The 22000-nt window shown below is 44.9% G+C and carries 18 protein-coding genes and 1 pseudogene; 1 reads left to right on the forward strand and 18 read right to left on the reverse strand.

Annotation, left to right across the window (positions count from 1 at the left end; all coding sequences use genetic code 11):
- Window positions 1–169 precede the first annotated feature (169 nt).
- From MHB82_RS16515 to MHB82_RS16560, 10 genes and pseudogenes are all read right to left on the reverse strand, one after another.
- The gene (locus tag MHB82_RS16515) at window positions 170–1132 is read right to left on the reverse strand and encodes a hypothetical protein (RefSeq protein ID WP_341175318.1); all 963 of its coding nucleotides are present in this window, start codon (window positions 1130–1132) and stop codon (window positions 170–172) included.
- A complete protein-coding gene (locus tag MHB82_RS16520) occupies window positions 1101–1622 on the reverse strand; it encodes an RNA polymerase sigma factor (protein ID WP_110822761.1) in 522 nt (173 codons plus the stop codon). Before MHB82_RS16520 ends, MHB82_RS16515 begins: the two co-directional genes overlap by 32 nt.
- Before the next feature lie 239 nt (window positions 1623–1861).
- Window positions 1862–2230, reverse strand: coding sequence for a hypothetical protein (locus MHB82_RS16525; RefSeq protein WP_095357757.1), 369 nt, complete (start codon window positions 2228–2230; stop codon window positions 1862–1864).
- A complete protein-coding gene (locus tag MHB82_RS16530) occupies window positions 2214–2579 on the reverse strand; it encodes a YolD-like family protein (protein WP_095357756.1) in 366 nt (121 codons plus the stop codon). Before MHB82_RS16530 ends, MHB82_RS16525 begins: the two co-directional genes overlap by 17 nt.
- On the reverse strand, window positions 2576–3793 hold the full coding sequence (locus MHB82_RS16535) for a DNA polymerase IV (protein WP_181429983.1): 1218 nt from the start codon (window positions 3791–3793) through the stop codon (window positions 2576–2578). The genes MHB82_RS16530 and MHB82_RS16535 overlap by 4 nt, the downstream gene beginning before the upstream one ends.
- Before the next feature lie 246 nt (window positions 3794–4039).
- Window positions 4040–6541: an FAD-dependent oxidoreductase gene (locus MHB82_RS16540; protein ID WP_341175319.1), complete on the reverse strand. Its 2502-nt coding sequence runs from the start codon at window positions 6539–6541 to the stop codon at window positions 4040–4042.
- Window positions 6538–6855, reverse strand: coding sequence for an ArsR/SmtB family transcription factor (locus MHB82_RS16545; RefSeq protein WP_227779475.1), 318 nt, complete (start codon window positions 6853–6855; stop codon window positions 6538–6540). The genes MHB82_RS16540 and MHB82_RS16545 overlap by 4 nt, the downstream gene beginning before the upstream one ends.
- Before the next feature lie 186 nt (window positions 6856–7041).
- A pseudogene (locus MHB82_RS16550) lies at window positions 7042–7707 on the reverse strand (Type 1 glutamine amidotransferase-like domain-containing protein).
- 28 nt (window positions 7708–7735) lie between these two features.
- Entirely contained in the window at window positions 7736–8098 is a 363-nt protein-coding gene (locus tag MHB82_RS16555; RefSeq protein ID WP_341175320.1) for a hypothetical protein, read from the reverse strand.
- A 65-nt stretch (window positions 8099–8163) separates the two neighbouring features.
- Entirely contained in the window at window positions 8164–8943 is a 780-nt protein-coding gene (locus MHB82_RS16560; protein ID WP_341175321.1) for a hypothetical protein, read from the reverse strand.
- A gap of 260 nt (window positions 8944–9203) precedes the next feature.
- Between MHB82_RS16560 and MHB82_RS16565 the strand changes: the two genes are divergently transcribed.
- On the forward strand, window positions 9204–10472 hold the full coding sequence (locus tag MHB82_RS16565; RefSeq protein ID WP_110822755.1) for a saccharopine dehydrogenase NADP-binding domain-containing protein: 1269 nt from the start codon (window positions 9204–9206) through the stop codon (window positions 10470–10472).
- 581 nt (window positions 10473–11053) lie between these two features.
- Here MHB82_RS16565 and MHB82_RS16570 read toward each other — a convergent pair.
- The 8 genes from MHB82_RS16570 to MHB82_RS16605 form a co-directional block, all read right to left on the reverse strand.
- Window positions 11054–14308 (reverse strand): hypothetical protein, encoded by a 3255-nt coding sequence (locus MHB82_RS16570; RefSeq protein ID WP_341175322.1) that lies wholly within the window; start codon window positions 14306–14308, stop codon window positions 11054–11056.
- Between the two features lie 24 nt (window positions 14309–14332).
- Entirely contained in the window at window positions 14333–15340 is a 1008-nt protein-coding gene (locus MHB82_RS16575; protein WP_095357749.1) for a zinc-dependent alcohol dehydrogenase, read from the reverse strand.
- Window positions 15341–15366: 26 nt separating this feature from the next.
- Window positions 15367–16230, reverse strand: coding sequence for a carbohydrate ABC transporter permease (locus MHB82_RS16580; protein WP_095357748.1), 864 nt, complete (start codon window positions 16228–16230; stop codon window positions 15367–15369).
- The gene (locus MHB82_RS16585; protein WP_095357747.1) at window positions 16224–17201 is read right to left on the reverse strand and encodes an ABC transporter permease; all 978 of its coding nucleotides are present in this window, start codon (window positions 17199–17201) and stop codon (window positions 16224–16226) included. Before MHB82_RS16585 ends, MHB82_RS16580 begins: the two co-directional genes overlap by 7 nt.
- A gap of 86 nt (window positions 17202–17287) precedes the next feature.
- Window positions 17288–18877, reverse strand: coding sequence for an extracellular solute-binding protein (locus MHB82_RS16590; protein ID WP_341175323.1), 1590 nt, complete (start codon window positions 18875–18877; stop codon window positions 17288–17290).
- Window positions 18878–18946: 69 nt separating this feature from the next.
- Window positions 18947–19819: a Gfo/Idh/MocA family oxidoreductase gene (locus tag MHB82_RS16595; RefSeq protein ID WP_341175324.1), complete on the reverse strand. Its 873-nt coding sequence runs from the start codon at window positions 19817–19819 to the stop codon at window positions 18947–18949.
- A complete protein-coding gene (locus tag MHB82_RS16600) occupies window positions 19816–20913 on the reverse strand; it encodes a dihydrodipicolinate synthase family protein (protein ID WP_341175325.1) in 1098 nt (365 codons plus the stop codon). The genes MHB82_RS16595 and MHB82_RS16600 overlap by 4 nt, the downstream gene beginning before the upstream one ends.
- Window positions 20914–21930: an NAD-dependent epimerase/dehydratase family protein gene (locus MHB82_RS16605; protein WP_341175326.1), complete on the reverse strand. Its 1017-nt coding sequence runs from the start codon at window positions 21928–21930 to the stop codon at window positions 20914–20916.
- Window positions 21931–22000: the final 70 nt, after the last annotated feature.

The following is a 22000-nucleotide window of genomic DNA, read 5'->3' on the forward strand; positions in this document are numbered from 1 at the left end:
ATCGTTTGTTTCTACAGAGGACTATGTGCTGTAAAAGTTAAAAAAATAGATAGCAGAAATTATACACAGATAAAATTCTATAGAAAAAACGACATTCTCTTTACAGAGTATTGTCGTTTCTCGATTTCTGGTTTCACTCATTATCAATAAACTTAATCACTGCATTGCTTTATTTGCCTAAACCATCCCAGAAGGTTTGGAAAGTACCTTTCTCCACCTCAAAAACGACGGGTACATTACCGTACCGCACCAGTCCTTCTTTGAACAGAACCAGTGGGACTTGTGTCTTGTCTTCAAGCGCTAGGTAGATGATCTTACGATCTTCCTGACCATAAAGATTCTCTTCCAGGTCTGAAGTCATGGCTAGTGGTTTGGACTCATATAGTGCCGAAATGAATTTTTCCAATGATGGGTCCGCTGCCAACGGCTGTAACTGTGATAAGCCATTACTCCAGCTTTCAAAGGTCTCCCATTGTGCAGAATGGATGTTACCTTCGAGATTCAGCTTGCCAAACAGATCGACACCGCTCCCGATCGTGATATCATTGTTCTTGTCAAACAATTGAGCGTATACCTGACCATCCACTTCAGTGGTTGACATGATTCGGAAGTCCTTATCGTAGCCATCAACCCTATAGATATCTGCTTCACCAATGTTGGAGGCCAGCTCTTTATATTCATCCTGACTACTCAACTCATGAATGCCACCCGTTGTAGTACCCAGTTTTTCTCCGCGCAATGCCAGCGCATCCTCACCGTTAAGCGACGTTGGGGACTGCGTATAGACATGCCCTTGGTATACAACCAGTTGAAGCATATTTGCCTTTGGACCGCTGCTATTTGAATTGGGGAGTTCCGTCTTCGGAATCACTACCGGATCATATGTAACGTTCGCAGCCATTTGTGTCCCCGGTTGTGTCGAACCGTTCCACTGCTGCCATAAGCTTGGAGCAGCCAGTCCGATGCTGGCAGCAATGACAACACTCGCTGCAATGTAAAGAGGCTTGCGCTGGCGTTTTGGTTTATGGTGCCGCACATTGGAGATGTGCTCCATGCGTTTTCTCATCTGGTCATTTGTTTTCATCTGATCCACCGCTCTCTTATAATTTCGTTTGAATTGTTCCTCGTTCATTCGGTTCCTCCCCTTCAAGCTCCAGTTTTAACAGCTGTCTCCCCCGCTGTAATCGCATCTTCACCGCTGACTCGCTAATCTGTAAAATTTCACTGATTTTTCGGACTGGATAATCCTCGTAATAATACAGATGAACCACCGCTCTATACTTGATGGGCAATGACAGCACGAGTTCAATGAGCACCCGGTCTTCAGGGTCATCGGTGGTTAGGAATTCTGCTCCCTCCAGATGGACCTCCCGTTTGCGCCAGCCTCTACCTAATAAGGATTTGCAGTGATTGGTGATGACTCGGATCAACCATGCTTTCTGATGCTCTGCATCGTTGAACGTAGGGGCTTTTTCCATTAGCTTGATGAAGGTATCCTGAGTAGCTTCCTCCGCGTCCTCTCGTCTACCCAGGTGTACCATGGCTATTCGGAACAGAGTATCCGCATAAGTCTCATAAATGTTCATCACATGATCGCCCAGTTGGGGCACGGATCGCCGCATGGTTGTTCAGCCCTCCTTTATACCTCTAACACTCTTAAGGACGGCATTTGGTCACATTTTGTTGAAAAGTTTCAGGATGTTGAAGAAATGATTGGATTCCGCATTCAAATTACAGACAAAAATACCGACCCTCAAATTTCAAAGGTCGGTTTACCCATTCGGGAGAAGAAAACAATGGTTATAATTGCATTATGGTCCACCCTTTGCAGTTATATACCCTTCTGCTCTAACTCTAGTTGTTATTTGGACAATTCAGTAATATCAACGTTCATATGCTCCGTAAGCATTAAGGTAACATCCACTTTCACTTTGCTCCATAATAACGTCATTTTATGAATGTAACCTCTCACCGAATAATTTACCGTTAGACTTAGCTCAGACCTCTGTTCATCAATGATTTTAATATGGTGTTCCTTTAAACTTTGTTTGGATCGGTACATCTCTAAAGCGATTTTCTTTTGGGTACCGTCTAAGTAATCAACATAGACCGATTTCATCTTAAAGTTTGAAGCGTATATTTTATGCTTATCTACCTCCAGAGCACTTAACAGATAGGGAAGCTCTACCAGCCTCTTTACGAGTGCAAGTTCCTCAGAAGTCTGTCTCACCGTACACGCCTCCTTCTTCAAGTTTGACCGTGACCAATTGATCAAAATCGACCCATTCAAATCCATTGTGCATTTCAATTTTGATTTTCTTTCCAACGGTACTGACTGAAGTAATGATTCCGTGTATATATCGATTGCCCGACTCATTAAACACTTCAATGGTGGCTTGTAATGTATAGTTGAGCGACATATCTACATTTTGAGCAATGATCTCCCACTCATCCTCATGAATTAGCGGTTTAGCTTGAACATGAATTTGAGTACGATGCTGTATGATTCGTTCTTTATGTTGTGGAAGCATCATGCGGCTCGATTCCCATAATCCATTGGCCTCAAGTTTTTTGCTCATTTGTAGTGCCCCCCAATTTTAGATGCTCTATCGATTGCCTGACCAGCAGCTGTAATGGAGCTTGCTCGAAGTATGGCAATGTCGCCAAATCGATCCTTAATGTCGTCCATCACCTGATCAATAGCCCGTTTGTGCTCCTGATCATCAAAGAAAGATAGTTGATATGTATCCGCGTCGGATAATTGAGAAAGGGATACGCCTACACGGCGCACCGGTTGCCCATCCCAGTGTTGATGAAATATGCGTTTGGCGATCTTGCACACATCAACGGTTATGTTTGTTGGATCAGACAGCTTAACCTGCCTGTGAAAGCCTGTTGGATGGTCAAAATCCGCTCCGGACACACTCACGGAAACGACACTACCCATCAGTCCTTTTTTACGAGCTCTTCGGCATACTTCAGTACAGATATCGAGGATTACCACTTCGATCTCCCAAGCTTCTGTGTAATCTCTAGGCAGGGTCATTCCGTTTCCAATATCCTTTTGTGTACTGTGTGTGTTGACGGTTACCGGCGAGTTATCGAGTCCATTGGCGATGCGCCAGATCACCTCTCCATTAACGCCCCATTTACTTTTGAGTTTGGTAAGTGGTGTGTTCGCCAAGTCTCTAATGGTTCGGATACCCATCTTCCACAGATGTTTTTCCATTCTTGAGCCAATCCCCCACATATCGCGAATGGGCTTATCTCCAATGTGGAGGTGTAATTCTTCTTTCTTTAAGTGGAAAATGCCCCCTTTGACCTTTTTAGCGATCATATCGCAGCACAATTTACTGATGATTTTGTTTTCGCCAATGCCCGCTCTTGCGTAAACCCCTGTTTCATTATAGATCTTATCTTGAATTTGCTTGGCTAGATCGACGGGATCATTACCGAATAGATGCATAGACCCTGTAAAATCAGCGAATAATTCGTCTATACTGTACGGCTCAACCAGATCGGTAAACTCCTCAATAATGGACATGATTTGAGTGGATACTTCAATGTATTCTTGCATATGAGGTCTAACAATGATTAGTTCAGGGCACTTCTGAAGCGACTGCCAGAGTGGTTCTGCGGTGGATACACCCCTCGCTTTGGCTAATGGACAAGCAGCAAGAATAATGCCAGAACGTCTTGCTGGGTCGCCTGCAACGGCAAGTGGTCTATTTTTGTATTGAGGCATTTTCGCCTTTTCGACTGAAGCATAAAAGCTCTGCATATCAATGAGCATAATGGTTCGCTGCTTAGTCAACACTGAAATCACTCCTGTACTTTAAGAACGTATGTTTGTATATATTATAAACCGAACACACGTTCTTTATGCAAGAGGTAAATATTTATATTCATCGGAGGGATGGTCCTACTCAACTTTCATAAGCGTGTCTTACGACAAAGAAAGACCTTGAGGGAATAACCCTCAAGGTCGATCTGAGACTTTTTCATGATTGATTTAATTAATATAAAGTGCATATCCCTTCTATATAAACAGATTATGGTTTGATTTGTCAGCCTGGCCCAGATAGTAACCTACACCACCAATCGTAACCTGATCCATGATCTCTTCCCGCTGGATACCCATCAGATCCATAGACATCTGACAAGCAACCATTTCAACACCTTGTGCTAACGCAGTTTGAATCAATTCTTCCAGAGAGGCGACGTTGTTTTTCTTCATAATGCCGCGAATAACTTTAGGACCGACACCAATCATATTCATTTTGGATAAGCCTAACTTGTGACTACCACGTGGCAGCATAAGATCAAACATACGGCCTATCATGTTTTTGGATACCGGTCCCGGCTGATGCTTGCGAATAATATTTAGTCCCCAGAATGTATAAAACATGGTTACTTTGCGCCCGCTTGCAGCTGCGCCATTAGCAATAATAAGAGAGGCTATGGCTTTATCCAGGTCGCCACTGAAGACAACCATCGTACTGGCAGGTTCCACATGTTGAGCTTCAGAAGAAGATGATTTGACCATTTCTGTCTGCTTGGTTAGTACTGCTTCAATGATACCGTTCTTACCACGTTCCAACTGTATGAGTGCTGCACCAGACATTGCTGCCCATGCCTTTACATCCTCGTAAAACCCTGGATCAGAAGCTTTTACCCGCAGCGTTTCTCCATCGGATAGTTGATCCATCTTCTGCTTTACTTGTATTAACGGACCAGGGCAGCTCAATCCGCATACATCCATTTCTTCATCGATACGCAATGGCTGAGAAGAGAGTTGATCCGTCTGATGTAATGTATTTTGCTTTGGATGAGAAACATGATCGTTATGATTCTGATCATCTGTAACCTCATGCTTTTGGCCAGAATACGGAGCTGGTTTAAATTGCGCTTGGCGATACGTTTTGAATCCACCACTCAAATTATTAACGGTGAAACCGTGCTGACGCAAAATTTGTGTTGCAGTATATCCCCGTAAACCTACTTGGCAGTATACCCAGATTTCTTTAGAGATATCTAGCTCATCCATTCTCTCACGAAGCTCATCCACTGGGATATTTAATGATCCGGGAATGTGGCCATTCCGATGCTCCAGCTCGCTACGTACATCTAGTAGTATGGTTTGCTCCGGCTGGCGCATAGACAGCTGATCATAAGTGAACGTTTTGACACGTCCGGCCATAATATTCTCTGCTGCATACCCAGCCATATTAACCGGATCTTTTGCTGATGAATAGGGCGGTGCATAACTCAGTTCAAGTTCAGTCAAGTCGCTTATATGACCCCCAAAATGAATAGCAACCGCAATGTCATCAATCCGTTTATCCACTCCTTCAAATCCAACTGCCTGGGCACCCAGGATTCTTCCTTCAGGGGAAAACAGCAATTTCAGAGTAATTGCACTCGATCCTGGATAATACGATGCATGAGAAGCAGGATGAACAATCACCGTATGATAATCCACGTTATGACGTTTTAATACCTTTTCATTGCTGCCCGTGGTTGCTCCAGTCAGTCCAAACACTTTAATAATAGAAGTCCCTTGTGTTCCTTTGTAGGTAGAATTAATGCCAGCAATCCGATCCGCAGCAATACGTCCTTGTTTGTTGGCAGGACCTGCAAGCGGAATGGCTGTCTTGGTTCCATGGATGTAATCACTGACTTCAATTGCATCACCAACCGCATATATATGCGGTATATTGGTTTCCATGGCCTCATTAACAATGATGTGTCCACGTGTCCCCAAGGAAATACCACTGCTTTGCAGAAATGAGGTATCTGGCGACACGCCAATCGCGAGAATCACAAGATCTCCTTTTAAAATGTGACCATCTGCAAGCTCGACCCCGATGCCATGCTCCAGTGAACGAAAACCCTTTACACGCTTGGAAAACTGCAAATTAACACCATGCTGCTCCATTTCTTGTGCCAGTGAAGCTGCGAGTTCAGGATCAAATGGAGTGAGCACTTGTTCGTTACCCTCAACCAGCGTTACATGTAGTCCAGCTTCCCTCAAATTTTCTGCCATTTCTACACCGATAAATCCACCACCAATAACGATTGCTGACTCGTTGTTAGATGCACTTATTGCATCTTTGATTCGATCAATGTCTGGAATGTTACGCACTGTATAAATCAATGGATTATCTATACCCGGCAAATCAGGGATCACCGGACGTGCACCTGGAGACAGAATCAACTCGTCATAGGTTTCTTCGTATTGACCGCGCTCCTCGCTGTTCACTTGAATCGTTTGTTGTTGTGGATTGATTGATATGACCTCACTCTGTGTACGTACATCAATTCGGAAACGATCTGCCATTCCTTTAGGTGTTTGTACCAGCAAACGGTCACGCTCAGCAATCGTTCCGCCTATATAATAAGGTAAGCCGCAGTTGGCGAATGAAATGTAGGGCCCCTTTTCAAATATGACTATTTCAGCATGTTCATCCAGTCGGCGTAGGCGGGCAGCTGCTGACGCCCCCCCCGCTACTCCACCAACAATGACTACTTTCTTACTCATGATTCACATTCATCCTCTCCAAATAAAACAGTTATAATCTGTTCAATACGTTGGTTTGCAAGTATATAATTCACTTCGAGGCCATTTCGCTCCGTATCAACAATTCCTGCACTGCGCAGCTTCTGCAAATGCTGGGAAACGGTTGATTGCGGCAGATCCAGACACTCCTGCATATAGGAAACATTACATTTCTTTTTACGCATCAGCCCACGCACAATGCACAGGCGTATAGGATGAGAAAGGGCCTTCAGTAAGTTAGCAGGTTCCTCAAACTGCTTCAAATCACCGCTATCGTTAAAACCGAGTTTATCCAAAGTTAACCCTCCTGTATCGTTATATTAGAATAATACGATATAGTAAAATGAAAGTCAAACGCCTGTATTTGTTATTTTCTATCCTTTGTATTGAATGCTCTTCTTGGATACGTCTAAGCTACGTTGATCTCGCTTCCTTGACTAACAAATTCATGAAACTTACTTATGTCACCAACAGTGTGAATTTCATAACGTAAAATGCCTCCAATGCCCTTGGGAAACAACTTCTACTGTTCCATCGATCACTTTGATGGCGGTTTGATCATTAATCGCATATGTAGGCCCTTGAATTTCAGCGGCCCAGCTTTCAGCAGCACCCATGGTGTTTTCTGGAAGCATTTCATGATCAAGATGCGGAAAAATTGCAAAGTCAACCAGGCCCAGTGTCGCATCACCACCGCCAGGTGGAATCAGCCAACAAAGTATTCCCCAATGTTGGGTGCCATCACCATACTACCCGCGCTCATTCCCACATAAACTGCCTGGAGCAATGGTAAGAGGTCTGCCAATCCAGACTTCCGCATCCAGTGGTTCAGGAAGAGGGCGTCGCCGCCCGCCACCAGCAGGACGTCTATTTCCTGAACCAGCGGCACCCAGCGGTCTTTACTGATGCTTGGCAGCGCGGTGAGCTCTAACACACCAACAGACTTCCAGCCCAGGTCAACCATGGGGTTCTCGGATTTCCCGCTGATGAACTGCCAGGTATTGACGCCAGGTCCGACCCAGGGGTGTCCGTACATTGCGGTGGGAATACACAGTGCGTTGGAGTCGGCGATCGGCTTGTCCAACATGTCCACTAACGCGTCGCGTATGCTGTTGTTATTAACGCCCAGATGTTAGTAATAATTTCATAGCTTCACTCCAAGTCGCTTGGAACTTCTTAATTCAGCTTACTGGCTATATCATCTACCCTATATCCATTAAGACCATCTCGTAGAAACGTCATTTGAACTGTTTCTGGCTGCTCTCCTTTCATCACCGTCATTTCTAAAATAAATTCTATCTGCAGAGTGTCTGAACCTTGGATCGGTAATACATGGACATTCGAGTACAAAAAGTTGTCTTGGTACTTTTGACGAAGAGCACTCATTATTTGAGGATTCAATTCGACTATCAGTGCCTGTTGAATTAACGTGCATGGCATTGTGTCTGTTGCTGGCAGAGTGTCTTCGCCCGAAGCTGGGGTTTCTATTAGCGAAGCTAACCCAAGGGCTAAAACGAACGCCAAAATTATTTTTATCAAATGCAATCACCTCATAGTTGGGATATTTTATTTTTCCCAAAATGAGGATTTGAATGCTGTTTCAACTAATTTCTTACAGCTTTTTTGAAGAAAGTAGACATTTGATTGAAACCGTACAGACTGTTGCTAGTAAATATAATGGTTTGTCCCTTGGTGTTTGTTAAAAAATGTTCATTCCAAGAATCAATCATGGAGGTAGTCAATTCAGCCAATTCTTTATTAGCGAAATACCCTAGAGAGATGTGAGGTGTATAGGAATATCCGCACGTTTCTAATCCGAAATGTCCCTTATACTCTTCAATAAGGTATTTTCTTTCTTTTTCAATCTTATGTAAGATGGCTTGAGAATGAGAATTCGCAGGTTTTAGACTTGCTACTAACACAGAATTCCCCCACTTTAGGAGTCTATCAAATTGAAATGTAATGGGTTCTTTCATGTTGATATTTAGCGGCTGGTTTTCGATACAGAGAAACTCATTTTCTCTCAGAAAGGAATGCGGTAAACCTTCAAGCAGATCTTCGGCTTTGAACCTATGTTGGCGTGAGACAGCTTGAACGTTGGCTTCATTAATTCCATCCCAAAGCGTCACATGATAAGAATGAGAAGGCAAAGGGCAAAACAAATATGTATTGTTCAACTCTGTGAAAATTGTAAGAGTTTGATATAAACTTTTGTATAATTTTAATTCTTCAGTTTCAATATCACAACTAAGTGACCTCAGCTCTCTACTTTCATCTAAGGGAAATAATCGGTCTGATGGATTATCAAATAGAATTGAGAATCCTCTAAATTGTGACCACTGGGGCGTAAATCCAGAAACTTTAGGATTAGTAATGAGAAACATATTCACCCTCCATTTAACAATCTACTTTGACTATTATTATTTCCATGCGAGTAATTGTAATCCCTTTTATTTCATTAAACTGTCCTACCCATTAATTCAACGCGATTATGATAAGGTTTCCCATACATCCTGTTCAGCTAATTAGCTGTCCCTCTAATCTATTATTTCTCATCTATTAAATAGGTAGAAGCACGATCGTTGCGATTAGTAGAATCATATATTAATACATAAACATGAATAACTATGAAGGAAGTGATAAGATGCTGGATTGTATAATCTCTCCTTCCATTACGATACTAGGCAGCAGCGGAGGTGCGGCTAAAGCGGTATTAGCCATTCTTAATCAATCCGTTCAAGATAAAAATGACCCTATGCACTCTATCATTAACCAATCACAATTCCACCTCATTGATATGAACCAAAAGGATAAAGCATATTATGATCAACTCTGCCCCCATCTTTCGAAACAAATCAAAATCCACCAGTTAGATCTTAAAAAAGTCAGCGACTTCCGAAAGCACCTTACTAAAACAAACACAAAAGTAGTCATTGATGTATCATGGGCCGATACGATCGAGATGCTTAACTGCTGTAACGAACTAGGCATATTATATGTTAATTCTGCCCTTGAGAATGAGGAGGTGGATAATAACGAGAGCATGCACGGGTTTCCCCTTGCAGAGCGAAATATTAAATATCAAACTAGAAAAACTGATTTCACCCATACAACCGCCATTACATGCTCAGGTATGAATCCTGGCGTCGTACAATGGATGGCTATAAAACTGATGCAAGAAAATCCAGATAAAAAACCTTTAGCCTGCTACATTGTTGAGCATGATACCTCCTTTTTTGCAGACCAAACATTAATTGAACCTAACACCATTTATACTTCTTGGTCAGTCGAATGTTTCCTGGATGAAGCCATATTAAGTTATCCGATGTTTGTTCATAATCATTTGCCTCATTATTTTTATGAACAGGTCTATTCAATGGAATACAAAGTAAGGTTAGGAGACAAGGAATTTTACGGATGTCTGATGCCGCATGAAGAAGTGCTAACACTAGGTGAGTTGTTTGATATGCAGATTGGATTTATTTATCGTGTTAGTGAGTATACAACGAATTTAATTCGAAACCATTTAGATCGAGTAGACGATTTATGGAATTGGAACCAGCGCATAATTGATCCAGACAAAGGGGAGGTTGAAGGGGCTGACCTCGTTGGAGTTCTTTTGGTTTACGAGGATCATGAAAAGTTTATGTATAATTCGATGAAAAGTAGTAGCATTTATGCTCAGTACAAAACAAATGCCACGTATTTTCAAGTCGCATGCGGCATTTATGCTGCCTTGGCCAGCCTAATACTGGATGATATTCCTGTAGGTATTTATAACGTTCATGAGCTCCTGCTCAAAACCGAAAGCAAGTACGAACAATATCTAACGTACCATATGACTGATTTTGTCGTGGGAGAAAATAAAGATTCCGATGGATTACTTCATCAAAGATTAAAATGGACTAAATGATAGATGGCTTAGAGTACAACCATATGCAATAAGCTGACGAAGACGGACAAGTCTATAGAGCAGGTATAAGGTAATGGATAGTACTGCACAAAAATGGAAAGAAGCCGCATCTCAAGAATCCTCCCTAGTTTTCACTTCCAAAGTTTCATTCATCTAAACTGCCCTTAGCTCAATAAAAAGACAGCCGATCATGTTGGTCGGCTGCCATTTTTCTTACGATAATTTTTCAAAAAAAGCCGCATGACTGGAACTGCCCTACAGTGAATATGACATGACCTAATCACTCTGCTGGATGCTCAGCTAGATTTCGCAAGAAAAAGTTCTCCCGCCTTGGCTGCCTCTATGAACAATTTGTCTGTGATTTGTAGCATAATAGCCCGGTTCATTGCTACTTTGGAAGGAAAAACAATGTTGGATGCAAGCGGATCAGCCCATGAGTTCCAATTGCTATCATTTAGTTTATCATAAATCATTGAAAAAATATGAGCATCGTCTAATAGATATTTCCATTTTAAATAACTTAAGTAGTCATCATTTCCACTTGAAAAGATGGATGGGCTGCTTCAATGGTCAAATAAAGATTACATTTGTGACCCGAACTGTATCAAAACCTCTGCATCTTCTTGAGCTAATCCTTTGCCAATCTTGGCTTGCACTTGATGGACAAATCCGTTGATTGCGCCTTTTTTTCCTCCCTCATTACCTGATTCATCGGCTCTTTCTACTTTGGTCAATTGTTCCTTTAGTCTATCAGCCAGCTCTTGATCATTAGCGAGAAACTTGTCGATAAGTCCTGCCATACCTTTATAGGTAAGGATCACCTCATAAGAAAAAGAAGAATTCGTAGCGTTCCCAGCGATATCATGGGCGGAAGCATGGACCAAATGCTCCCCAACACCATTCAAATAGGCGTGGCGATCCGCAAGCACAGCATCACAATCACTTTTAGCTACACCTGATAATGCATCCTGAGCGGAGCATTCGATCCGCACTTCCTCATCCAGCTCGTAGACGGATTTCCCTGAAAATTCGATGATAGGAGCCGTTTTGTCAATCTTAACTTCGGTAGTAGAGGGTACCCCGGGCACACCATAAGCCGATGCCGACCAATAAGTTACGGCCGTCACTCCTTCTTCGCGTACGGTAAACTCAGTGGTACCACCTTCGGTCTCACGCTGATTGATTTCCTCAGCCCCCGTAGTTTCGAAAAAGATAGAGCTTGCTCCTTCCGATTTTAGAGTAATCGAAACATCTTCATGGTGCCAACCCTGCTCATTTGCCTGCGGATTAAACGCAGCTTCAGTTAAGGGAGCCGTATTATCTTTAACCGTTACGGAAAAATCGTCATAGTAAGCTGTGGAGATATTATAGCGGCTGGTTACCGCAATTAGTCTGGCATAAGCCGTTCCTTCCGGTGCCGTACCGCGGAGAGTTACTTTTTGCCATTGGTGAAGTCGCGATTCATCCAGATGCGTTTCCAAAGTAGACAAGCTGTGCCCTTCTGCATTATAAAATCGGAACATGAAACCAGGCTGGCCTGACTCAATATATATTTGAGTACTTGCGGTATACTCCTCTCCAGGCACTAATGCGATTGGATCGCTTTGCACTGCAACGGAGCCAGTACGAATAAGATCCGTTGTTTTCAGGCTGTAATCACCTGCATAACTCTTGTTGCTGCTACGCTCAAATTTAACATCCCCACTTGTTGCAAACAGTGAAGTCCAGCCCGGCAGCTTTCCGCTCTCTTCTGGCTGCTCCAACCCGGCATTATTTACCGGCAAAGGAAGCCCCGGCGGTTCGGCCACAATCTCACCATCAATTTGGATTCGATACAGAACCGTATTGGTTGCGAGATCTGTGAAATACAGGTCCCCATCCATCCCAAGATCAAATCTCGAAGCATCCGTTAATGTTCTGAAATCCAGTGTTTCGGGATCAATCACTGTCAGCTTGTTGTTAAACAGGACATACAAAAGTCCGTCTTCCGACCAACGCATCGGATGATGATGCCACTGGGTGTAATAGAGCTTCGGATAAATCTTTTTATATTTTACAAGTTGGTACGTATCCGGATCGATTGCAAATATATATTCGTAGGATGCTCCCCAGATCAATCCATCCGGCCCGAGAGACAGGTCCCCAATGAAAATCGGATCGACAAGTTCGGGAATATCCAACGTAAACTCCGTTATTTTTTGCTCATTTTGAACATCCCACACAAAAATTTTGGCCTCCTGCTCGCTCGGCGTGGAGCCCAGTCCTCCTCTGATGGTCGTAGATCCAAAAACCTTCCCGTCTACATAAGCGGTACTAAGCACACTCTGATTCTGAACTACATTTCGATGGACTTTGGTTTCACCTGTAGCGGTATCATGGACTGTAAGCGATCCTCCCAGCGTCCCGTATCCTGAGATGGTCGAAATAAACAGTTTACCGTCCCCTTCAGACATATGCACAAGACGTTCCTGATCGTTCCCGAGTACAGCGAGACGCTGCGGATTTGTGCTTCCCGGTTCTTGATTCAGATCATAAACGTACAAGCCACCTTCCGGGTAGACTCCCATATAGACTTTATTTCCAATTGGATATACACTATCCGCTTGACCAATGCTGAAAGGTTTTGTCGTCATGGTCTCTAAGTCAACTAACGAAGATCTGGCTTGAGAACCCGTTGTTATCAGCTGTGTATCGGAAACACTTTGGAGACGATTGACGACTCCCGGCAATCCCGGAATAATCGGCGGCTGTACAATGACTTTTTGGGTATCGATATTGAGCATGGCAACTCCGCCGTCATATCGTACCGTAACGAGCGTTTTTCCCGGCAGCTCGGGATTGTTCTGAAACTCTACCCAATCCGCCCCTCTGAACCCACTCTCATAGGTCATGCCGGTTTCCTCTACCTGATGTGTCGTGAGGTCAAAGGTTTTCAGTTTTTTCTCGGACATATAATACAGCTTTCCATCCACAGAGTCAGCTGCGTGAAGACCGGTTACCTGCTGGAGCTCCACATCAAGCCAGCTTCCTGTTGTAGTATCGTAAATATAACCCTCACCCGGTACACCACTTCCATCCGTATAACGCGCGAACAAATAACGGTTATCGATCGTACTCAAATCGTATACTGTATCGTTTTTGACGGTAAGCGAAGCGGCAATATTCGTTTTTTCACCCGTAGCCAAATCCACACGCACGATCTGTTCATGGGCTGTACCGGCATAAATATATCCCCCCTGGTAAGCAATGGAGCGAACATACTCCTGATCAAGCGCACCGATAACACGGCCATAATCCCTCACTTGCTTGGTCACAGGATCATACTGCCAAACCTTTCCGCCCGGATAAGTCCCCACATACACTCTACCCTGTTCATCCGTCGTGATACTATTAGAGACAGACTGTCCTTCGAATTGAGCCACTTGAACAGCCTGATGGGTGACTGGCGAATACTCCCATAATCGTGCACCCGATCCTTCGGCAGCCACATAAAGCGTACCGTTCGGCGCAACAGTATGCGCCCAGGAGCTTTCCGATGGCCCAAGTGAAATCGTACGAAGCAGTTTGTACTCTTCGAGGTCAATCACATTCAGGAAGCCAGGCTTGCCTTTACTCGTGGCATACATGACTGGTTTTCCATCCTCATAGCCTACAGTTCCGTTAAAGACAGCTACCGTGTAATTGTTGGGAACAAGCAGTTCTTCAGGGTCGCCGAAGTTTTTTTGAGTAAGCCTGGATTCCTCTGCTTGGGCAGGAGCAGACTGCACGGGAAACATCACAATAACAAGTAAACAACTCATGAACATGATGATCAGGTTGAAAAAAGGCTTTTTCATCACACATCTCCCCTTCTTCATGCATTAAAAATACTTGATCAACGTGGCAAGTGCCCCTTGAGCCGAATCAGATTGATAATTTTCATAAGCTTCAGATGCTTCATCCAAGGCATACATATGCGTGATGGCAGGACTTACCGTAATTCGCTTATCAGCAAGCAGCCTGACGTATTCGTCCATATTTCTTCCTTCTGTCCACCGCACGAAACCGATGGGATAATCCTGATTGTGCTGCTCGTACTGCAGATCGTACCTTCCAGGTCCGCCTGCTCTAGAGATAAGTACCTGGGCTTCTTTGCGAAACATCAAATCTCTAGAAAACTCCATAGACAAATCACCAACAATCACGACTTTTCCCCGATCACGAAGCCACTCAAGTGACTTGTTGATCAGCACTTCTCCAGGCCCGCCAGCACATAAGAGGATGGAATCAAATCCTAAACCTCCCGTTTCGTTCATCACAAAACGCTCCACTTCCTCTTCAGTTGAAAAGCCTGCTTGAATGCCCATCTGCTCCTGAAGCAGCTGAACCCGTGCTTTGCTCAGATCGTATGCAGCCGTGTGACATGCACCAGCAGCGGCGATTTGGGCCACAAGATTACCGAGAATGCCCAGTCCAACAACAAGCACCTTGTCGCCGAATCTCACGTCAGCCGTCCGAAGCGCATGTATGGCGATGGCTCCGAGCCCCGTAAATGCGGCCTCCTCTGGTTTGACATGTTGAGGTACTTTGGTTACCAGATTGGTCGGTACCGAAATGAGTTCAGCATGCCTTACATAAGGCACACCATAACAAGCTACCCGGTCTCCCGGTATAATATCTCTGACTTCACTTCCCGTTTTTTCCACAATCCCAACAGCGCTATAGCCAAGGTATACCGGGGATACGCCTGATCTTTTAATCGCACTCATTTCCGTACCAGGACTAATGCCAGAATATTCGGTCCTCACTTGCACATGTCGTTTGTTCAGTTCGGGTATATCCGCTTGCAGTATCGTGACCTTCCCTTCCTTTGCAGCAACGATTTTCATTAGATACGGCTCCTCCTTCAGTCGATTTAGCCTTTTTCCGAACCGAGCATCACCCCTTTAGCGAAATACTTCTGGGCAAACGGATACATGAGCAAAACGGGGATCATAGAAAGTACGATGGTTGCATTTTTAATAGACTGTGGGGCAAGGGCTGAACGATCCACAAGTCCCGCGTCGTTTTCTGCGCTGTAGATTAACATATCCCGCAGCACGACCTGCAAAGGATATTTATCCGGATCGTTCAAGTAAATCAGCGGTAGGAAAAAACTGTTCCAGTGGCCCATGAAATAAAAAAGTCCGATGGAAGCAAGCGCAGGCTTGGATAAGGGAATGACAATGTTAAACAGAATCCGGTATTCGGAAGCTCCGTCGATCAGGGCTGCTTCGCGTATCTGGGAAGACATGTTTTCGTAAAAGCTTTTAAGAATGATCAGTTCCATTGTCCAGATGGCATTGGGAAGTACGAGTGCCCAAACCGAATCTGTTAACCCCAGCTGCTGCACGACCACATACGTGGGAATAATGCCGGGATTCAAAAACATGGTGAGGACAATGGCCATCATAAAAAACTTGCGTCCGAAAAATCCTTTTTGCGACAAAGGATATGCAGCTACAGCCGTAAAGAGTAAATTCACAAACGTACCGAATGCCGTATAAAAAATAGAATTCAGGTAGGCTCTTGGAATCGTGTCATTTTTAAGCACCTCGATATAAGCCTCAAGGTTCAGCCCTTTCGGAAAAAGAAACACCCTACCTTGAACGACCGCTGCAGTATCACTTAAAGAAACAGCCGTAATGTACACGATGGGATAAAGTGTAGCTACAGCAACAAGACAGAGGATCAGCGAATTCATGACACTAAAAACCGATATTTTGCGCTCACCTACCATAAGCCATTACCTCCCAGCCGTTTGCTGATCGCATTGGCGGACAGCAGCATCACCATTGCCACGAGCGCTTCGAATAATCCTACTGCGGCTGCATAACTGTAATTGGATTCAAGCAGTCCTTTGCGGTATACATACGTTGAAAATACGTCTGCAACGTCATAGGTCATCGGATTATAGAGCAGAAGCACTTTCTCATAACCGACGCGAATCATGGAGCCCATTTTCAAGATGAACATGATAAGCATCGTGGGAAACAATCCAGGAAGCGTAATATGGCGGATCGTATGGAAACGACTGGCACCGTCCACCTTGGCTGCTTCATAAAGCGTAGGACTAATTCCCGCAATGGCTGCCAGATAAATGATGGATTCGTATCCTGCGTTCGCCCATATTTCCGAAATGACATAGATCGGACGGAACCAGCCCGGATCTACGAGAAAGTATTTTTTCTCAAAACCAAGTGCAGCCAGCATTTGATTCAAAATACCATGGTTTGGGGAGAGAAAATCGATAATCATGCTGCTGATAATGACCACGGACAAAAAGGCAGGCAAATAACTGAAGGTTTGAACCGATTTTTTAAACCATTTGGTTCTGACTTCGTTCAGCAGAAGGGCGAGCATGATGGGAAAGGGAAAGCCGAAAATAAGCGTATATAATCCCAAGAGCAGCGTGTTCCGGAAAAGCAGCCAAAAATCCTGGTTCGTAAAGAATTTGATGAAATGCTCCAGTCCGACCCATTCACTGCCAAGCACTCCTGTAAACACACTGTAGTCTTTGAAGGCAATAATCAATCCATATAGGGGCCCGTAACGAAAGATGACATAAAATAGGATGCAAGGAAGAAACAGCAGAAGCAGCTGCCTGTCGCGCTTAATATGATTCCACGTCTGTTTAAGCCGACCTCTGAAGCTCTTCTTTCGCAGTTCTTTATGGTAAGCTGCCGAATGTTCCGTGCCGATGTCTGCCATAAGATTATCGCCTCCAATACCTTTTTCCCTAAGGAGGAAACGTTCCAAGCATCGCCTCCTCCAGTTCAATCATGTCTTAAGCTCGTTTATTTGGATTCGTCATATCTTTTTTGAGCTTCATTATAGATTGCCATCAGTTCCTCCACACCGCCTTTGCTGATCTGACCTCTGAAATTCTCCCACTCGGCATCTCCGTAGCCGGCGTCAAGAATATATTTGGAGTTGAATTCTTCAGCTGATTTTTGCAGTGACGTCTGCTGCTCGGCAATCTTGGAAGTTTCGTCGTCCGTAAAATTAAGTATCGGATCAAGGGGCTCGAAACGCTCCTCATTCACGATTTTATCCTGCGCCTCCTGTTCTTTCTCCGAGAAACGATAATAGATGCTTCGATGGTCCGGTCTTAGATAAGCTCCTTCAAGCCACATGGCATAACGATCCTCGAGCACGGTTATATCCACAAGGGGAAGATCCTTTAATTCCGGGTACACGGGATATCCGTCCTCGCCCCATTCGAAGTTCACCTTTTCCACTCCGATCGTCATTAACTCGCTCCCGGATGGGCTGGTCAGATAATCGAGCAGTTTAAGCGAGGTTTCTGTATTTTTGTTCTTGGCAACAGCAACGCTGAAATCTGAAACCTCAGGCAGTGTTCTAATATTGCCGGTCGGTCCCACGGGATTGGCATACCTGAGGTCATAGTCTGGATTTTGCTCTTTGATCTGGTTATAAAAGAGATCCAGGCGTCCAATCCAGTCAAACGTGACAAACGATTGGTCTGTCGTCATCTTGGTCGTCCAGGAATCCTGCGTATCCGTCAAAAATTCTGGATCAAGCAGTTTTTCATTGTACAGCTTCTTCATGAAATCAAGCATGTCCTTATGCTCTTGCTGTACTGCGGCGTACTTCCATGTGCCGTCTTTTTCATCGTAATAGGCAGGGTACTGATCCGTATTGCCGAGTCCCCAGCCGAAGGTCCAATCTCTAAAGATATTAGCCAAGCTCTTGGAAGCATAAGGGTAAGAATCGGGATAAGCTTCTTTTACTTTTTTCAGAGCTTCATAAAACTCGTTTGTGTTCGTCCATTCCTTGATACCAAGCTCATCAAAAATATCCTTCCTGAACATGAATCCGTGATTGACTTTGCGATTGAGATTGTAGATAGGCCAGGTATATATATTGCCGGCTTCATCGCCGAAAGATTTGATGACCCAGTCGTTTTCTTCCATATATAGCTTTTTGAAGTTAGGGAGCTGATCTGCGTATTCATTGATGGCAACGACACCGTTTTGTTTGCCGATTTTCTTGAGTTCAGCCGGTTTTAGCCCTGTAAAAATGTCCGGCAGCTTACCGGATGCCACAATGACTTTTAATTTATCCTGGTAGGTTTGAGGGGAATACGTTTGGAAGTTAACTTTAATACCGGTCCGTTTTTCAAGCTCCTGGACAACCAGTTTGCTCGGGCCAAGGTCTTTTGCATTGCTTGGCAGCATGTACGTGATGGTCGTCGGTTCATCAACAAGAGGCAAAGTGAGACCCCCTGTATCACCGTACTGTCCGGGTTCCTGGGGAGGTAGGGCGGTCGAACCGCCTTTGTCTGTACCGCTGCTGCATGCGGCAAGGATTGAGGTCAACAGTGTGATCGCAAGTAGTATGGAAATCCTCTTTTTCAGCTTCATCAAACATTCCTCCTTCAGATAGGTGGATCTGATTCACTAGAGCAAGGAGTCAACACGTATAAGGTTTGATCACATTTCCATGGGGATGGTGCATTTTTGTAGACGACTTTGCTCTGCGCACTCCAAAAACCGGATGACTTCCAGCGTTTCAGAAGGATGCACGGTGCACACGCCGTTTTTGAGCCAATTCATGACCGACTTCAGGAGCCCTTTGTAGCTCGGTTCAAGCGGTATATGCTGGTTAGCGTTTCTGGTGTGCAGCGTTATTCCAAAGTTCTCTGGGCCATTTCGGATTCCGCGGATCGTTCCCATCCTCCCCTCTTTCCAGGTTCCAGTAATGAGATCGCCATGATCGGTAGAGAAGGCGGTCACTTCCCTGCATCCAGGGCCCATGATTTGAAAGAGTAGTTCTACCGAATGGATGCCGTACCAAAAATAATGTCCCTGCGTAGATTCGATGTGCATTGGGCCGTACACGTCCGCCCCCAAGATGTCTCCTCTTATGCATTCAGTCAGGACTTCGGCATAACGCAAGCTTGAAGCACTCATTAACGGGATTTGAAACTCTTCTGCGTGTCTGATGATTTCACCTGCGTCTGCTGAAGACAAAGCAAAAGGTTTATCGATAAATACGGGTTTCCGGTAAGAACAGATCGCTTTGAACTGATTCAGATGTATCCTACCGTCGGCACTCAAAATAAGGATGGCATCGGTGTTTTCTGCAACTTGCTGCATCGTGGGCATCAGTCTCACTCCGTATTCTTTCGTCATCCGGCCGGCAAAAGTCTTAACACGGGTGATGCTGAGAGGAAAATCCGGAGATCCGCCCGCATATGCAGCCGTCACAGTCACATCTGCGAAAAGAGTCTCCTGACTTTCGTGAAGAATACGGGTGAATGCCAGGGCATGAGAGCTGTCAAGGCCGATGATTCCGATATTCATGACTGGGAGAGCGAAGCAACCCTAAGCCACTCATCCAGATGCTGCTTCACAAAATCATCATCATTCAGGTGAGGATACTGGCGGTATACACGATCGATTTCCTCCTTTTGCCCTTCGGATAAGGTCTCATGTGGAATCAAGCACCAAATTCCTCGCATGAGACCCTGCCTTCGAAGAACCTCGTGTATCCCCGGTATACAGCCAGCAAACTGATGGGCAGGATCAAAAAAAGCGGCATTGGCATCTGTAATCTCCACGTTTCGTGTGAGCAAGTCCCGTGACAACGGTGATCCCTTGGGCTTGCGGAGACGTTTCACTTCTTCCAGCAGCTGGACCGCTTGATGTGTCCAGACAGCGAAGTGACCCAGCAGCCCGCCAACGATTTCTTTTTCCATGGTACCTTCTTCCGTTTCGAACCGAAAAGTTGTAAGTAGATCCATCAGGATGTTGTCATCGTTCCCTGTGTACAATGCAATTTCATTACGGCGGCTTGAGCAGCAAACCGCTCGGACAACATCAATCGTTTGATATCGGTTGAAAGGAGCTATTTTGATGGCGATGACATTATCAATTTCAGCAAAAGCCTGCCAAAAGTCGAAGCTTAGCCAGCGGCCACCAACAGAAGGCTGAAGATAAAATCCGATGACCGACATCATTTCGGCTATCTTTTCCGTATGCCGAAGTAGGTCCTGCTCACTCCAATCATGAAGTCCACCCATACTCAGCAGTACCGCATCATATCCGAGGGATTTACTAATCCGGGCTTCTTCCGTCGCCTGTTCACTATCCCCGCAAACGCCCGCCACCTTGATGAAGGGCCGCTGCAGGCGAGCTTGCTCCGTTTCCTCTGCCGCCAAGCGGAGCACCCGTTCATAGAGGTTAACCTTGGGATCCCGAATCTCAAATTGGGTGGAATGCACACCAACTGCAATTCCGCCAGCTCCTGATGCAATGTAGTACTTTGTCAGCACCCGCTGATAGACTTCATCCAGCTCTCTGCGTTCATTTAAAGCAAGCGGATGAGCGGGGATGACCAACCCTTCATGGAATGCAGCTGCCAGTTCCGGTGTAAGTGAAGCTTGTTTTTTGTGCATTCAGAACCTCCCCTTCCTCTCCGTAAAGTGGGTTGGTTTGTTCCACGTAGGTCCGCCGGATTCAACCCATTCAGCAATGAAATCGATCATCTCCAGCAAGCCTACTCTCGGATAACCAAATTCGCGAAACGCCTTAGCTGCATTGCTGAGTAGAGCCGTTTCGGATTCACTTCCCTCAAACGATGCGGTAACACCAAATCTTTTGGCAAACTGCTGCGCTGCCCAGCGTACGGACATGGTTTCAGGTCCAGTCACATTCAAAATTTCGGGAGGACTTTGGCACTTAAGCAGGCTCCTTAAGGCAATCTCATTGGCATCTCCCTGCCATATCACATTGGCATGCCCCATCGTAAGTGATACTGACTTGCCTTCATGGACCTTTTGGGCAATTTCGAGCAGCACCCCATAACGTAAATCAATGGCATAGTTCAAGCGGTACAGCAGCATCGGCGTGCCATACTTATGAGAGAAGTATTCAAACATTCGCTCTCTCCCCAGAGTGGATTGTGCATATTCGCCGAGAGGTTCTGGGGGTACTGATTCATCTACTCCGCCGAGAGCCACCGGGGAAAAGGGATACACGTTCCCGGAAGAAAAAACGACGATACGCGAATCTTTATACTTTTCTGCCACTTTTCCCGGCAAATACGTATTCATTGCCCATGTATAATACTCTCTGCCCGTTGTACCAAACTTGTTGCCAGCCATATATATGATGTTGTCCGCTGCAGGCAGCTGCATGAACTCTTGATCGTCCAAAAGATTGCAGGAAATCGTCTTAATTCCAGCGCTTTCAAGATCGTTCTTCACCTCCTGATTCTGAAACCGGGATACAGCAGTCACCTTCTTGTTCATTCCTCCCGCTCTGATGGCTTGTGCGGCCAATCTCGCAAGACTTGGGCCCATCTTCCCGCCTGCGCCCAAGATAAGAAGATCCCCATCCACTTTATGTAAGTCATTGATTAGCCGATCTGATGCCTCCGAAAGCTTTGCTTCCAATTCAGCCACGGTCTTCATCCGAATACGGTCACCTCTCCCTGTTAACTTTCATAGTTGGATCATATGTGGTTCTTATTTTCAATAAGAA

Source organism: Paenibacillus sp. FSL K6-2862 (assembly GCF_038005125.1).
GTDB classification, from domain to species: domain Bacteria; phylum Bacillota; class Bacilli; order Paenibacillales; family Paenibacillaceae; genus Paenibacillus; species Paenibacillus illinoisensis_A.